The sequence below is a fragment of the Actinotignum vesiculae genome, from assembly GCF_051267215.1.
GTDB lineage: Bacteria > Actinomycetota > Actinomycetes > Actinomycetales > Actinomycetaceae > Actinotignum > Actinotignum schaalii.
Genome location: NZ_JBOZGG010000002.1, coordinates 198,195 through 213,256 on the forward strand (window position 1 = coordinate 198,195; position 15,062 = coordinate 213,256).

Below are 15,062 nucleotides of genomic sequence, written 5' to 3' on the forward strand. Positions count from 1 at the left end.
GCGTAGAACGACGACGCCGCGCCTACCCCGCTTCCTACTCGCTGCGCAGCGCCCGCGGGTGCGAGGTGGCATACACCTCCTTGAGTACGTCGCGGGAAACCTGGGTATAAATCTGGGTGGTGGTTACCGAGGAATGCCCGAGCAGCTCCTGAACCACCCGTACATCCGCGCCGCCCTGCAGCAGGTGGGTGGCAAAAGAATGCCGCAGCGAATGCGGGGAAACATGGGCGGAAATACCGGCGTGTTCGGCAGCCTGGCGAATAATGAGCCAGGCGCTCTGACGGGAAAGAGCCCGCCCGCGGGTGTTAAGGAAGAGCTTCGTTACGCCTTCCCCGCGCGCGGCCAGCTCGGGGCGGGCCCGGGTGGTGTAGGCCTCCAGGGCTTCCAGGGCGTAGCGGCCCAGCGGCACCACCCGTTCCTTGCGGCCCTTGCCGAAAAGCCGAATCGTGGCCGTCTCCGTATCAATATCATCGGCGGTGAGCCCGAGGGCCTCGGAAATGCGCGCGCCCGTCCCGTAGAGGATTTCCAGGAGTGCGCGGTCGCGCAGGCCCAGGGGCGGCGGGGTGGCCCCGGCCGCCTCGATCATGGCGGTGACCTCCGCGATTGTCAGAGCTTCGGGCAGGCGCGCGGGGAGTTTCGGGGGTCGCACCCGGCTGGCCGGATTGGCCGGGCTGGCGCCGTCGTCGTATAAAAACGTATGAAAGGCCCGCACCGCGGTCACGGCCCGCGCAATAGAAGCCGGGGCCATGCCGGTGAGTGTTTCCGAAAAGGAAGCGACATCCTCTTCGCGCACGTCGGCGGGTCTGGTGACGCCGCGGGAATCGAGATGCGCAAGATATTTACGCAAATCACGCCGGTAAGCGGCCACGGTATTGCGTGATAACGCGCGTTCGACGCTGATATGGGCGAGGAATTGCGCAACCGCGCGCTGTAGGGGCGGGGTGCCGGGTTCGGCCATAAATTCTCCTTCGCGGATGCGCGGCAGGCGTGCGGTGCGCACACGTTACTCGCGCGGGCGTGCCCTCGCGCAGTAGTGGCCGCGGTACTCGGGCTTTCGTGCGCTCGCGCCGGGCGCGAACGGGGGTGGGCCCCGGGCGCGCGAAACCCGCTCGACCAGTAGACTAGTGCGTGGCACATCTCATGTAACCACAACCTTAATGTTAGGAGAATTCAATGGCGAAGCTCGAATGGTCGCAGCTCGATCAGCGGGCCGTGGATACCACGCGGCTGCTGGCCGCGGATGCGGTGCAAAAAACCGGGAATGGGCACCCGGGAACGGCTATGTCCCTGGCGCCGGCGGCCTACCTGCTCTACCAGCGGGTCATGAACCACGATCCGGCGGATTCTGCGTGGGTGGGCCGTGATCGTTTCATTCTCTCGGCCGGGCATTCCTCCCTCACGCAATACAATCAGCTGCTGCTGGCCGGCTACGGTCTGGAACTTGATGATATTAAGGCCCTGCGCACTCTCCATTCCAAGACTCCCGGGCATCCGGAATACGGCTACACCAACGGGGTGGAAATGACCACCGGGCCGCTGGGCCAGGGCCTGGCCTCCACGGTGGGATTTGCAATGGCTTCCCGGCGTGCCCACGGGCTTTTTGATCGGGATACCCCGCTTGGCGAGTCCGTTTTCGATCATTTTGTGTACGTGATTGCCGGCGATGGCTGCCTCCAGGAAGGCGTGACCAGCGAGGCCTGCTCGCTGGCCGGTACCCAGGAGCTTGGGAATCTTATTCTCATTTACGATGACAACCGCATTTCCATTGAGGACAATACCTCCATTGCTTTCAGTGAGGATGTGCTGGCGCGTTACGAAGCCTACGGATGGCACACCCAGCACGTGAATTGGATTAAGGAGGATGGCTCCTACCAGGAGGACGTCCAGGCTCTCTACGATGCGATTCTGGCAGCCCAGCAGGTTACCGATAAGCCCTCCATTATTAAGCTCTCCACCATTATTGCCTGGCCGGCGCCCACCAAGCAGAACACCGGCGCCTCGCACGGTGCGGCCCTGGGCGTGGAGGAAATTCGCGCCACCAAGGAAATTCTGGGCTTCGACCCGGATATTGATTTCCCGCTGGAAGATGAGGTGCTGGCCCACACCCGCACGAATGCGGCGGAGCGGGCGGCCGCGGCCCGTAAGGATTGGGATGCGCGCTTCGAAGCGTGGCGTGCTTCCCATCCGGAAGAAGCCGCTCTCTATGATCGCATCCGGGCCAAGAAGTTCCCCGAGGGCTGGGAAAAGAAGCTGCCGAGCTGGGAGCCGGATCCCAAGGGGATCGCGACCCGCGCGGCTTCCGGCGCGGTGCTCAATGCCCTGGCCCCGGTACTCCCTGAGCTGTGGGGCGGTTCGGCTGATTTGGCCGGCTCGAATAACACCACAATGAAGGGCGAACCGTCCTTCCTGCCCGCGCATCGCTCCTCGGAGATGTTCTCCGGCGATATTTACGGGCGTACCCTCCACTTCGGTATCCGCGAATTCGCCATGGGCGCGATCATTAACGGAATTACCCTCGATGGGCTCACCCGCGCCTACGGCGGCACCTTCTTTGTGTTCTCCGATTACATGCGCGGCGCGGCCCGCCTGGCGGCCATTATGAATATCCCCTCGATTTTCGTGTGGACGCATGATTCGGTGGGCGTGGGCGAGGACGGCCCCACTCACCAGCCCATCGAACACCTGTGGGCTTACCGCGCCATCCCGCGCCTCAATATTGTGCGACCGGCCGATGCGAATGAAACCGCGGCCGCGTGGCGCGGGGCATTGGAGAAGGTCGACGGCGGGCCTACCGGGCTCATCCTCACCCGGCAGGGCGTGCCGGTTCTGGAAGGGACCTCCACCGAAGGCGTCCTCAAGGGCGGCTACGTGCTGGCGGACTCCCCCACCGGAACGGTCGATGTGCAGCTGCTGGCCACCGGTTCGGAAGTGCAGCTCGCGGTAGCGGCGCAGAAGAGCCTCGCGGAGCAGGGCGTGGGTGCCCGCGTTATCTCGCTGCCCTGCCTGGAGTGGTTCGAAGCTCAGGAGCAGGCCTACCGCGATGCGGTGATCCTCCCAGATGTGAAGGCGCGCGTCTCGGTGGAAGCCGGCGCTACCTTCGGCTGGGCTGGCTACGTTGGGGATGCCGGGCGCAGCGTGGGTATCAATACCTACGGGGAATCCGGCCCCGGCGGTGAGCTCATGAAGGAATACGGGATGACCGCCGAGCACGTGGTTTCCGCCGCGCTTGAATCCATCGAAGCAGCGCGCGGGTAGCTGGCAGTTAGTAAACACGTAGCTGGCGGAAACCGTTCTCGTTTCACGCTAGTCGCGTAACATCATCAAGGTCGCGTGGCCGCTGTGCCGGTCACGCGACCTTGATTCGTTGCGGCAGTTTCGGCTTCGGAGGTTATTCGTTGTCCTATAAGCCGTTTACGCGAACTGGGTGCACCAGCGGCTCCCGGAGCCGGCCGCACGCCGTGATGGACACAGCCGTGCCCCTTTTCGGCTCAAGCGTCTACCATAAGACAGGCGCATATTCTCGCCCTCTTTTTCACGACAGGAATTTTATGGTTGCTCCTACCTCAGGTAATCCGCTCCGTGCCGTCGCTGACCGCCGCCTCCAGCGGGTGGCCGGCCCCTGCGGCATCGTTCTTTTTGGTATCACCGGTGACTTGGCGAACCGCAAAATTCTTCCCGCTCTCTACGACTTAGCGAATCGGGGGCTGTTGCCGCCGTCGTTCTCCATTATCGGAGTGGCGCGCCGTCCCGTAGACGCTGCCCGCAGTGTCGAAGCAGCCATCCGCAAAGGCGCCCAAACTCCGGTTATCTCCACCACCCTGGCCCAGATCCTCGACGGTTTGCGGATGGTCGAAGGCCAGTACAACGATCCGGAACTTTACCGTGCGCTCGGGGCCACCATGGCGGATGTGGACGCCACCCGCGGTACCGGAGGTAATTTTGCTTTTTATCTTTCCATTCCGCCCAGCCTTTTCCCGGTGGTGACCGAAGGGCTCGCTAACGCTGGGCTCAACCGCGGGGCACCGGGCAGCTGGCGGCGCGTGGTTATCGAGAAGCCCTTCGGGCACGATATGGCTTCCGCGCGTGAGCTCAATGCCTCGGTGAGCGGGGTCTTCCCCCACGATTCGGTTTTCCGCATCGACCACTACCTCGGTAAAGAAACAGTGCAGAATATCCTCGCCCTGCGTTTTGCTAACGAGCTTTACGAGCCGCTGTGGAATTCTTCGCATGTGGACCATGTGCAAATCACCATGGCGGAGGATATTGGGATTGGCTCGCGCGCCGGGTATTACGACGGTATCGGGGCGACCCGCGATGTTATCCAAAACCACTTGCTGCAGCTGCTCGCCCTCACCGCCATGGAGGAGCCGACCTCTTTCCACGCCGATGCGCTGCGGGCCGAAAAGGAGAAAGTCCTCGAGGCGACTCACCTGTTCGGGAGCCCGGCGCAGGCTTCGGTGCGGGCGCAGTATTCCAGCGGGTGGCAGGGTGGCCAGTGGGTGCGCGGCTACCGGGAAGAAGACGGTATCCCCGCCGAATCCGTGACCGATACCTACGGCGCCATTGCTCTGGGGATTGAGACGCGGCGCTGGTCCGGAGTGCCGTTCTACCTGCGTACCGGTAAGCGGCTCGGACGGCGCGTTTCGGAAATCGCGGTGGTCTTCCGCAATCCGCCCTTCCTACCTTTCCCGGACGTGGCCGGCCTGGGCCAAAACACCCTGGTTATCCGGGTGCAACCCAATGAAGGTATCACCTTCAAATTCGGTTCCAAGGTGCCGGGCTCGGAAATGCGGCTGCGTGATGTCACCATGGACTTCGCCTACGGCCACGCTTTTACCGAGTACACCCCGGAAGCTTACGAACGCCTTATTCTCGACGTGCTACTGGGCGATCCGCCGCTCTTCCCGCAAACCCGCGAGGTGGAAGAATCCTGGCGGATTATTGACCAGGTGGAAAACTATTGGGATGCTCATCCGGAGTCCCTGGAAACCTACGCGCCCGGGTCCTGGGGCCCTGCCGGTGCCAATGCCATGCTCGCCGCCCACGGCCACGCCTGGCGCCGTCCCTAGGCCGGCACCCTAAGCGGCTCTATCCCGTACCTGAAAGATCCGAGGAAGCTTCATGATTAACCATATCGCCGATACCACGTCCGCCCAGGTGGGCCAGCAGCTTGATCAATTGCGCGGAACTTCCGGGGTGGGAGCCCTCGGTAGAGTTCTCACGCTCATTATCGTGGCGCATACCGAGGGCGGGGTGCGCGACGCCCTCGAGGCGGCGGCCGGGGCCTCCCGCGCCCATCCTTCGCGGATTATCGCGGTGCTTCCCGTTGCCGGGGAAACCGCGCGCCTCGATGCGGAAATCCGCACCGGATCCGAAGCCGGCGCTTCCGAAATCGTTATTTTGCGCGCCCACGCGGGTGCCGCGGAGAACGTAGATACTTTGGTCACCCCGCTGCTGCTCCCCGATACTCCCGTGGTGACGTGGTGGATTCAGAATATGCCGGAAAACCCGGCGGCCACCGCGGCCGGCCGCATCGCGCAGCGCCGCATTACCACCACCCGCACTGCCGATCACCCAGCCTTGGCGCTCCAGCATCTTTCCGCCAATTACGTTCCCGGGGATACCGACCTGGGCTGGGCGGGCACCACCCTGTGGCGCAATTACATTGCTTCCATGGTCGATGAATTCCCGGGCCGTACCATTATCGGCGCGAAGGTGTGGGGGCGTCCGCACCGTTCCTCGCTCTTCTTGCTCGCCGCGTGGCTGCGGTTGCGCTTGGATGTTCCGGTGGAGATTGAACCGCAGGAGGGCGCTCCGATTACCGGCGTGGAGATTTTCTTGAACGACGGCGCAGCTCTCAGTCTGCATCGCACCCCGGGCAATGATCACGGCATGATGCTGCGCCCGGGCCGGGCTCCCCAGGAAGTATCTTTGCCGGTGCGCAGTCTGGAAGCGATGCTCATCGAGGATCTGCGCGACCTCAATCCCGATACCGCCTACGGCGAGGTCCTCACCAAGGGACTCCCCCTGCTCGACTACTCCCCTGCGGACGTGGATGTGTAAACTCCCGCAGATATGTAGACAGTAGCGCTGTTACACGCGACCTGACGCACTCTCAGCGTGCGAGAGACAGCGTGCGAAGCGGGGCCGGTACGTGGATAATCACGTACCGGCCCCGCTGGTTAAGGCTGATATTGACGCCTCGTGAAAACTCTGAGGACTTAGATGCCGACCTTCACGATGAGGCCGATGAGGATAATGGAAATCCCCCAGATGAGGGCCAGCACCACGGTGATGCGGTTGAGGTTGCGTTCGGCTACGCCGGAGGAACGCATGGACGTGGAAATGCCGCCACCGAACATATCGGAGATACCGCCGCCCTTGCCTTTGTGCAGCAAGATGGAGAGCGTGAGGAAGATGCTGGTGATGAGCATAAGCACTTCGCAGGTAATGAGCAAAGCTTTCATTTCCAGTCCTTTCGAGTGCTTCGTGCACCCGGAGAGTAATAGAGTCCTTGGTTAGTGTACCTGGTGGAACCGGGCTGCGGGAAATAAAACGTGCGGGGTGGGAAGAATCCCACCCCCCCCCCCCCCCCCCCCCCCCCCCCCCCGGAGCTAGCCGGTATCAACCGGTGGGACCGGAGCTTTCGCGCCCAGCCTCTTAGCTATAGCTCTGAGCCGGTATGGATTCCGGCTCTAGCCGGTGTGGCCTTAGCCGCGGAACATCACGATCTTCGCAAATTCTTCCGCCTTGAGGCTGGCGCCGCCCACGAGGGCACCATCAACATCAGGCTGGGCCATGATTTCCTGCACGTTGGCAGCCTTGACCGACCCACCGTACTGGATACGAACCGCGGTAGCCGCATCCGCGCCGAAGGTTTCTTCGATGCGAGCCCGGATGGCGCCGCAGACTTCCTGGGCGTCTTCCGGGGTGGCCACTTCGCCGGTGCCAATAGCCCAGATGGGCTCGTAGGCAATGACGAGCTTGGCAATATCCGCGGCCTGGAAACCGGCGAACAGTTCGTCAATCTGGGAGACGACGTACTCCACGTGCCGGCCTTCCTTGCGCACCTCGAGTTCTTCGCCGCAGCAGACGATAGGCGTCATGCCAGCGCTAAGAACCTTTTGTGCCTTCTGGCCGATGAGTTCATTGCTTTCGCCGTGGTAGGCGCGCCGCTCCGAATGGCCCACGATGACGTAGCTGCACCCGAGCTTGGATAGCATCGAGGTGGAGATTTCGCCGGTGTAGGCGCCTTCGTCATGCACGGACACATCCTGGGCACCGTAGGCGATGCGCAGCTCATCCGATTCGCACAGAGTCTGGATGGAACGCAGGTCGGTGTAGGGGGCGAAAACCGCCACATCCACATCACCGTAGGTGAAACCGGCGTCATCCAGGGTCCACGCGACTTTTTGGACAAGGTGGGTAGCCTCAAGATGATCCATATTCATCTTCCAGTTACCCGCCATCAGGGGGGTGCGTGCCATTAATCCTCCAGAACAGCGATACCGGGCAGGGTCTTACCCTCGAGGAATTCGAGGGAAGCGCCACCGCCGGTGGAAATGTGGTTGAACTTCTCTTCGTCGAAACCGAGGATGCGCACGGCCGCCGCGGAGTCACCGCCACCAACGATGGTGAAGCCTTCGGCGTCCTGCATGGCCTGGGCAACGCCCTTCGTGCCTTCGGCGAAGGCCGGGAACTCGAAGACACCCATGGGGCCGTTCCAGACGATCGTCTTCGAGGAAGCGATCTTCTCCGCGTATTCGGCCACGGTTTCCGGCCCGATGTCCAGGCCCATGCCGTTGGCGGGCATATCGGAAGCGGAAACGATTTCGGACTCGGCGTCCTTATCGAACTTATCGGCGACGACGACGTCAACCGGCAGGAGCAGCTCCACGCCCTTATTGGACGCGGTCTCCAGGTACTCGCGGGCCTTCTCGATCTGGTCATCTTCGCACAGCGAGGAACCGATCTCATAGCCCTTGGCGCGCAGGAAGGTGAAGGCCATGCCGCCACCGATGAGGAGAACATCAGCCTTGTCCAGGAGGTTCTCAATCACGCCGATCTTATCGGAGACCTTGGAGCCACCCAGCACCACGGTGTAGGGACGCTCCGGATCCGCGGTGGCCTTGGAGAGCGAATTAATTTCCTTGGCAACGAGCTCACCGGCGGCCGAGGGCAGCAGCTTCGCGATATCGTAAACCGAGGCCTGCTTGCGGTGCACCACACCGAAACCGTCGGAAACGAACACATCGGCCAGCGCGGCGTATTCCTTGGCGAGAGCTTCGCGGTCGGCATCGACCTTGGAGTCTTCGCGCTTGTCATAGCGCACGTTCTGGAGCAGCACGATGTCGCCGTCGTTCAGGGCCTCAATCTTGGCCTTGGCATCCGGGCCCACGGTATCCTCCGCGAGGGGAACCTCACGGCCGAGCAGTTCGCCCAGGCGCTTGGCTACCGGAGCGAGGGAGAATTCCGGCTTCGGCTCGCCCTTGGGGCGGCCCAGGTGCGCGGAAACGATGACCTTCGCCTTGGCGTCGAGGAGACGCTTAATGGTGGGCAGCGCGGCACGGATACGGCCATCATCGGTGATGCGATCCCCGTCCAGCGGAACGTTGAAATCGGAACGAACAAAAACCTTCTTGCCGGTGAGGTCACCGAGCGATTCAATAGTCCTCATATTTTTCCTTTCGCGTAGGGAAGCCCGTGCGCGCTAGCGCACGCACGGGCTTCACATCAGCTCATCGCTTGATCTTTAGAGCTTGCTCGCAACGAGGTTGGCAAGCTTCACGAGGGAAGCGGCGTAGCCGTATTCGTTGTCGTACCAAGCGCCGATCTTGACCTGGCCGTCCATCACCTTGGTGAGGCCGGCATCGAAGATGGACTGGTGGTGATCACCGATGATGTCCGAAGAAACGATGGGATCCTCGGTGTAAGCGAGGGTGCCCTTGAGAGCGCCTTCGGAGGCTTCCTTCATCGCGGCGTTGATTTCTTCCACGGTGACATCGGACTTCTCAGCTTCGAAGGTGAGGTCCGTGAGGGAGCCGGTGATGGTGGGGACGCGCACGGCGTAACCATCGAGCTTGCCCTTGAGTTCGGGGAGAACCAGAGCCACGGCCTTGGCCGCACCGGTGGTGGTGGGGACCATGTTCTGCGCGGCCGCGCGGGCGCGACGCAGATCCTTGTGGGGGCCGTCCTGCAGGTTCTGATCCGCGGTGTAAGCGTGGATCGTGGTCATGAGACCCTTCTTGACGCCGAACTTGTCCACGAGGACCTTCGCCACCGGGGCGAGGCAGTTCGTGGTGCAGGAAGCGTTGGAAATAATATTGTGCTTGGCCGGATCGTACTGATCGGAGTTCACGCCGATAACGAAGGTGGCATCTTCACCCTTCGCCGGGGCGGAAATAAGAACCTTCTTGGCGCCGGCTTCGATATGAGCCTGGCAGGCTTCACCGGTGCGGAAGCGGCCGGTGCACTCGAGAACGATATCAACCTCGAGTTCCTTCCACGGGAGGTTGGCCGGATCCTTTTCGGCAAGAACCTTGATCTTCTTGCCGTCGAGCACGAATCCATCTTCGGTTGCTTCAATCTCCACGGGGAGGCGGCCGCCGGCGGTGTCATACTTCAGCAGGTGGGCGAGAGTCTTGATATCGGTCAGGTCATTGACCGCGACGATCTCGAAATCCGCACCCTCGGCGAGGGCTGCGCGGACAGCGGCACGACCAATACGGCCGAAGCCGTTAATAGCAACGCGTACAGTCACTCTTTATCCTCCTCACGCGCCAGCTAGCGCGTTTCCAACTCGACTTCTTGTCTTTGAGAAGTCCGTCCGAGAACTTCTCTCGGAACCACTCACTATTCTACCGGTCACGTTCGGCTGGGGCTAATGCCAGTTGGAAGGAGCTTGCGAGCTTTGGCACAGAGCGAAACTTGAGAACGGCATAACACGCCCTTAGTCCCATTTTTGACTGTTCTATATTTCGACGACGGCGAACGCGCTACCGCGCGTTAGGACATTGCCGTGTGCCCTGCCGCCCGTACCGCGGCCATGGTGTCCGGAATGCCCAGCTCCTTGGCCCGTTTATCCGCCATGGAATTCAGCCGACGCAAGCGCCCGGCCACCGCATCTTTCGTGGCGCGCGGGGTGAGTTGCTCCCCGAGCAGGTTGAGGGAATCTTCCGGGTGGGCAATGCGGGCTTCGCCGGCTGCCCGCAAATTCTCCGGCACATCCGTGCCGAGAATTTCAAATGCTCGCTTGACCCGGATCACCGCGATAACAGCGGCATCGGCACTGCGGCGCATATTTGCGTCGTCGAAATTAGCAAGACGGTTAACCGTGCCGTGGACTTCCCGTTCCACACGTAATTCTTCCCAGCGCAGCACGGCGTCATTGGCGCCCATGCGGGTGAGCATATCGGAGATCGCTTCTCCCCCGCGGATATCGATCCGGTGGGCCCCGCGCGATTCGCGTACCCGGTAGGGAATATCGAGGCGGCGGGCCAGCCCGCCCAGGGCGTAGGCCGCCTCGAGGCGCGGGCAAATGATCTCCAGGGAGGCATTGCGCCCGGGTTCCATGAGGGTGCCCCGCGCCAGGAAAGCTCCGCGCCAGGCAGCGCCCGCATCGGCTTTCGAGCCGCCCACCACCGCGGGCGGAAGCCCCCGCACCGGCCGGCCGTGCGCGTCCAGAAGCCCGAGTTTCACGGCGATGCGCTCGGTATTTTCCGAGGAACGCACCAGGAAACGCTGGCCCTGCCGCATCTGCGAGGAGACGGAAAGAAGTTCCGGTTCCACGGAGAAAAGCTGGCGCACCAATTCCCATAGGCGCTGCGCGGTGGGGCGGTGGCCCACTTCGGCCACCAGTTCCAGGGTGCGCGAACGCACGGCTAATCCCCCGCCGTACCGGAACATCGCGGTGAGTTCAGCCAGAGCGGCGGAAAGCGAGGCCGGCGTAACGGTGGCTAGCTCATCTTTCACCGTACGTGTTAACGCGGACACGACTCCCCTTCCTTCTATGGTGGGACCGCTGCTGACCGGGGAATATCCCGGTTGTGGATTCTTCCCCGTGCGGGAGCTTCCGATTTAGGAATCTCCTATGACGCCTTCGAAGGCATCCCGATAGGCAGCGGCCAAACGTAGCGCATCGTGACGTGCGCGATTATCGCCCATTCTAACCTGTCGCAGCATGAGAGTGGCCCCGATGCCTTCGGCTTCCGCGGCTACTTCACCGATATCGTCCACGCTGCGCGGATCGGCCACCACCACGTCAATGCGCAGATCAGGGGCGTGGCGGGCGAAGGAGCGGATATGATCCGCGGCGCTCATCCCCCAGGTTTCGCGCTCGGTACGCAGATTGAGGGCGAGGACCCGGCGGGCCGGGGAGCGCACCAGGGCCGCGTGCAGATCGGGAACCATGAGGTGGGGAATAACCGAGGTATACCAGGAGCCCGGCCCGAAAACGATCCAATCGGCTTCGTCAATAGCGGCGATCGCTTCGGGTTGGGCGGGAGGATTCTCCGGAATGAGGCTGACGTGCTCCACTTTGCCGCGGGCCGTTGCCACCGCCACCTGCCCGCGATAGAGCTGGGGGCCGTCTTCCTCATCAATGACCCGCGCTTCGATTTCCAGCGGGATGGGTGACATAGGCAGTACCCGCCCGTCAATGCGCAGCAGCTGGCCCACCCAGTCGAGGCCGGAAACCGTGCTCCCCAATTGTTCCCACATGGACACAATAAGGAGGTTCCCCATGGCGTGCCCATTGAGGGGACCTTCGGAGGAGAAACGGTATTGCAGGACGTCGCGCCAGGTCTGGCCCCATTCGCCGTCGTCGCATAAAGCAGACAGCGCCATGCGCAAATCTCCGGGCGGAATCACGTTGAATTCATCGCGGAGGCGCCCCGAGGAGCCGCCGTCGTCCGCAACGGTGACCACGGCGGTGATGTTTTGGGTGATGAGTCGCAGGGCCGAAAGTGAGGCGTACAGGCCGTGACCGCCCCCGAGGGCGACGACGCGCGGGCCGCGACTACCGCGCCCGCCCATTATTCGCGCCCCAAATCACGGTGGATGGTGCGCACCGAATGTCCGGCCGCTCGCAGCGCTTCGGATACCGCTTCCGCGATGGCCACCGAGCGGTGCTTCCCGCCGGTGCAGCCAATAGCGATGGTGGTAAAGGGTTTGAGTTCGCGGGCGTAGCCGGCCAAGATGGTGTGGATGAGGTGGGAGTACTCGCGCACAAAAGCTTCCGCGCCGTCCTGCTCCAGCACGAAATGAGCTACCGGTTCATCGTGGCCGCTCAGGTGGCGCAGCTCGGAAATCCAGTAGGGATTAGGCAGGAAGCGCACATCGGCCACATTATCCGCGTCCAGCGGCAGGCCGTATTTGAAGCCGAAGGACATGACCGTGACGCGGGTGGCTTCTGTTCCGGAAGTTTCGCCTACGAGGTGGCGGATTTTCCGGGAAAGATCGTGGACGGAGAGCCGGGACGTATCGATCACGGAATCGGCGCGGCTGCGCAGGTCTGCGAGGAGTTGACGTTCCGCGGTAATGCCGTCATAAAGTCGGCCGTGGCCCTGGAGCGGGTGGGGCCGGCGCACGCTTTCGTAGCGGCGCACCAGCGAGGCATCATCGGCATCCAGGAAGATAATGCGGTAATTAATACCGCTATTCGTGAGATCGGTGAGGACTTCCAGGAGTTCGGCGAAGAATTCTCGGGAGCGCACATCCACCACCGCGGCCATCCGGGTTACTTTCCCGTTTCCGGAGAGCAGTCCGGCCAGGGCGCTGAGCAGGCGCGGCGGGAGGTTATCTACCACGTACCAGCCCAGATCCTCCAGGGTGGCAGCCGCTCGGGAGCGCCCCGCGCCGGACATTCCCGTCACAATAATGATTTCCGGGACGTTGGCCGGCGGTAATTCCGTGCTGCAATCAGCGGCCGGAACGATGGCGGGGATACGGGAAGTATCGTTGATGTCACGCGTGTCACTCATATCTCCATCATGCCACACAGCGCGGTCCGCGTTACTCCTCCGGCGGGGCTTCGTTAATGGCTACCGCACCCAGTTTGCGCGAAGCCACCCCGTTATTCTTCGCCCAATGCTTCCTTGATGGCCGCTGCGAGCACCGGGCCGATGCCCGGAACTTCGGTGAGTTCCTCAATGCTGGCCTCCCGGATCCGTTTGACCGAACCGAGCACGCTCAGCAATTTCTTCTGCTTAGCCGGGCCCAGCCCTGGGATGGCATCGAGCGCGGAGCGGGTCATCGCCTGACCGCGTTTCTTACGGTGGAAAGTAATGGCGAAACGATGCGATTCATCGCGTAGTTGCTGGAGGAGACGCAGCGCGGGCGAGGTACGCGGGAAAATAACCGGGAACTCCTCCCCCGGGATCCACACTTCTTCCAGGCGTTTGGCCAGGCCCACCACCCGCACATCGGCGCCGAGCTCATCAACCACCCGCTGGGCGGCATTGACTTGCGGGAGCCCGCCGTCCACCACGAGGAGGTCGGGGCGGTAGGCGAAACGGCGCGGGGCAGCGGTGGGCGCGCCTTCGTCTTCCACGCCGCCGGCATCGGCGGCGTGGGCGGCGTCGTCGTTTAAACGGCGCAGCCGGCGGCGCAGCACTTCGTCCATCGCGGCGGTGTCATCGCGTGCCCCCTGACCTTCCGGCCCGCGCACGATGAAATGCCGGTAATCGGAGGTTTTCTTCAGGCCGTCTTCGAAAACCACCATGGAGCCAACCTGCTGATGGCCCTGGGTATGGGAAATATCGTAGCCTTCGATGCGCAGCGGGGCGCGATCCAAATCCAGGCCGATGCGCAGTTCTTCCAGGGCTTGGGAACGCACCGTAATATCAGCGGCCCGCGCCAGCTTATTACGGTCAAAAGCCTGTTTGGCATTCGCGTGCACGGTATCCGCAAGCTGGGCTTTGGGCCCGCGCTGGGGGCGTTTGAGGTGGACCGGCCCGCCGCGCCGCTCGGCAAGCCAGCGTTCCAACCCGGCTCGATCCGAGGGGAAAACCGGCACCCATATCTCCCCCGGGATGGCCCCGGGCGGTACGTGGTCGCGGTCATCAACGGAGGTGCCGGCTCGCACGGTGCGGTCGCCCTGGGTGCCCACCCCGCGGTAGGAGTCATATTCGGGATTGCCGTAAATATGGAGGAGCAGCGCGTTGATAATATCGGCCGGTTCGGTACCTTCGGTTTCTGTTACCCAGCCGCGCTGCCCGCGGATTCGCCCGCCGCGCACGTAAAAAATCTGGACCGAGGCATCAATTTCATCGGATTCCAGCCCGATAATATCGGCGTTGAGATTGGAATCGAAGACCACAACATTGCGTTCGGTTGCGGTTTTCATCGCGGTGATTTCATCGCGTAGTTTCGCGGCGCGTTCGAAATCTTCCACGGCAGCTGCTTTTTTCATTTCCGCGGTGCGGGCGCGAATAAAATCGCTGCCGTCCGATTCCATGAATTTTACGAATTCTTCGGCGACGGCGCGATTCTCCGCCGCGCTCACCAGCCCGGCGCAGGCCCCGTTACACAGCCCGATATGGGTATTGAAGCAGGGCTTGCCGGTGCGCTGCCCCCGCCGAAATTCCGCATCGGAGCACGAGCGCATGGTGAAGACGGGAAGCAGAGCGTCCAGCACTTTCCGGATCGCCCAGACCTTGGTGTACGGCCCGAAGTACAGGGTGCCTTTGCGGTGCTTTTCCCGGGTGATATAGGCGCGCGGGAACTCCTCCCCCAGGGAAACCGCCAGGTAGGGATAGGACTTATTATCCCGAAACATCACATTGAAGGGCGGTTCGAATTCCTTAATCCAGGAGTACTCCAGGGTGAGGGCCTCGATTTCACTGCCCACCACCACCCACACCACATTGGTGGCGGTATGCACCATGGTGCGGATACGCGGAATAAGGCGTTCGGGCGGTTGAAAATAATTCTGGAGCCGGTTGCGTAGATTCTTCGCTTTCCCGACGTAAAGAATGCGCCCTTCACCGTCCACGAAACGGTAGACGCCCGGGTCGGTGGGAATGGACGACGGCGCCGGGCGGTAGCTGCGTGGATCAGCCACG

The 15,062-nt window shown here is 62.4% G+C and carries 12 protein-coding genes; 3 read left to right on the plus strand and 9 right to left on the minus strand.

What is annotated here, in order from left to right:
* Positions 1-34: 34 nt before the first annotated feature.
* Positions 35-958: a site-specific tyrosine recombinase XerD gene (gene xerD / locus ACRQHG_RS02115; RefSeq protein ID WP_435713340.1), complete on the minus strand. Its 924-nt coding sequence runs from the start codon at positions 956-958 to the stop codon at positions 35-37.
* A 215-nt stretch (positions 959-1,173) separates the two neighbouring features.
* Here xerD and tkt point away from each other — a divergent pair, with 215 nt between their 5' ends.
* From tkt to ACRQHG_RS02130, 3 genes are all read left to right on the plus strand, one after another.
* A complete protein-coding gene (gene tkt, locus ACRQHG_RS02120) occupies positions 1,174-3,255 on the plus strand; it encodes a transketolase (protein WP_435713341.1) in 2,082 nt (693 codons plus the stop codon).
* Positions 3,256-3,548: 293 nt separating this feature from the next.
* Complete coding sequence (zwf, locus tag ACRQHG_RS02125; protein WP_435713342.1) at positions 3,549-5,069, plus strand: glucose-6-phosphate dehydrogenase; 1,521 nt, start codon at positions 3,549-3,551, stop codon at positions 5,067-5,069.
* A gap of 52 nt (positions 5,070-5,121) precedes the next feature.
* Positions 5,122-6,063 (plus strand): glucose-6-phosphate dehydrogenase assembly protein OpcA, encoded by a 942-nt coding sequence (locus ACRQHG_RS02130; protein WP_435713343.1) that lies wholly within the window; start codon positions 5,122-5,124, stop codon positions 6,061-6,063.
* A 158-nt stretch (positions 6,064-6,221) separates the two neighbouring features.
* Here ACRQHG_RS02130 and secG read toward each other — a convergent pair whose 3' ends face one another.
* The 8 genes from secG to uvrC all read right to left on the minus strand — a co-directional run bounded on the left by secG (position 6,222) and on the right by uvrC (position 15,061).
* Positions 6,222-6,467, minus strand: a complete 246-nt coding sequence (secG, locus tag ACRQHG_RS02135) for a preprotein translocase subunit SecG (protein ID WP_016442760.1) — start codon at positions 6,465-6,467, stop codon at positions 6,222-6,224.
* A 243-nt stretch (positions 6,468-6,710) separates the two neighbouring features.
* Positions 6,711-7,487 (minus strand): triose-phosphate isomerase, encoded by a 777-nt coding sequence (tpiA, locus tag ACRQHG_RS02140; RefSeq protein WP_435713344.1) that lies wholly within the window; start codon positions 7,485-7,487, stop codon positions 6,711-6,713.
* A complete protein-coding gene (locus tag ACRQHG_RS02145; RefSeq protein ID WP_026429335.1) occupies positions 7,487-8,677 on the minus strand; it encodes a phosphoglycerate kinase in 1,191 nt (396 codons plus the stop codon). Before ACRQHG_RS02145 ends, tpiA begins: the two co-directional genes overlap by 1 nt.
* Before the next feature lie 75 nt (positions 8,678-8,752).
* Positions 8,753-9,760 carry a type I glyceraldehyde-3-phosphate dehydrogenase gene (gap, locus tag ACRQHG_RS02150; protein ID WP_026429334.1) on the minus strand — a complete coding sequence of 336 codons (1,008 nt, stop codon included), beginning with the start codon at positions 9,758-9,760 and terminating at the stop codon, positions 8,753-8,755.
* A 245-nt stretch (positions 9,761-10,005) separates the two neighbouring features.
* Positions 10,006-10,992: a DNA-binding protein WhiA gene (whiA, locus tag ACRQHG_RS02155; protein ID WP_087070770.1), complete on the minus strand. Its 987-nt coding sequence runs from the start codon at positions 10,990-10,992 to the stop codon at positions 10,006-10,008.
* Between the two features lie 84 nt (positions 10,993-11,076).
* Positions 11,077-12,033, minus strand: coding sequence for a gluconeogenesis factor YvcK family protein (locus tag ACRQHG_RS02160; protein WP_087070769.1), 957 nt, complete (start codon positions 12,031-12,033; stop codon positions 11,077-11,079).
* Complete coding sequence (gene rapZ, locus ACRQHG_RS02165; protein WP_435713345.1) at positions 12,033-12,980, minus strand: RNase adapter RapZ; 948 nt, start codon at positions 12,978-12,980, stop codon at positions 12,033-12,035. Before rapZ ends, ACRQHG_RS02160 begins: the two co-directional genes overlap by 1 nt.
* A gap of 92 nt (positions 12,981-13,072) precedes the next feature.
* Complete coding sequence (gene uvrC / locus ACRQHG_RS02170; RefSeq protein ID WP_435713346.1) at positions 13,073-15,061, minus strand: excinuclease ABC subunit UvrC; 1,989 nt, start codon at positions 15,059-15,061, stop codon at positions 13,073-13,075.
* Position 15,062 lies beyond the last annotated feature (1 nt).

What these genes read in the sequence shown, in the direction of transcription:
- rapZ (WP_435713345.1), bottom strand. Translation starts at nt 12,980, where the DNA reads ATGAGTGACACGCGTGACATCAACGATACTTCCCGTATCCCCGCCATC.
- zwf (WP_435713342.1), top strand. Translation starts at nt 3,549, where the DNA reads ATGGTTGCTCCTACCTCAGGTAATCCGCTCCGTGCCGTCGCTGACCGC.
- xerD (WP_435713340.1), bottom strand. Translation starts at nt 958, where the DNA reads ATGGCCGAACCCGGCACCCCGCCCCTACAGCGCGCGGTTGCGCAATTC.
- ACRQHG_RS02160 (WP_087070769.1), bottom strand. Translation starts at nt 12,033, where the DNA reads ATGGGCGGGCGCGGTAGTCGCGGCCCGCGCGTCGTCGCCCTCGGGGGC.
- ACRQHG_RS02130 (WP_435713343.1), top strand. Translation starts at nt 5,122, where the DNA reads ATGATTAACCATATCGCCGATACCACGTCCGCCCAGGTGGGCCAGCAG.
- tkt (WP_435713341.1), top strand. Translation starts at nt 1,174, where the DNA reads ATGGCGAAGCTCGAATGGTCGCAGCTCGATCAGCGGGCCGTGGATACC.
- ACRQHG_RS02145 (WP_026429335.1), bottom strand. Translation starts at nt 8,677, where the DNA reads ATGAGGACTATTGAATCGCTCGGTGACCTCACCGGCAAGAAGGTTTTT.
- secG (WP_016442760.1), bottom strand. Translation starts at nt 6,467, where the DNA reads ATGAAAGCTTTGCTCATTACCTGCGAAGTGCTTATGCTCATCACCAGC.
- tpiA (WP_435713344.1), bottom strand. Translation starts at nt 7,487, where the DNA reads ATGGCACGCACCCCCCTGATGGCGGGTAACTGGAAGATGAATATGGAT.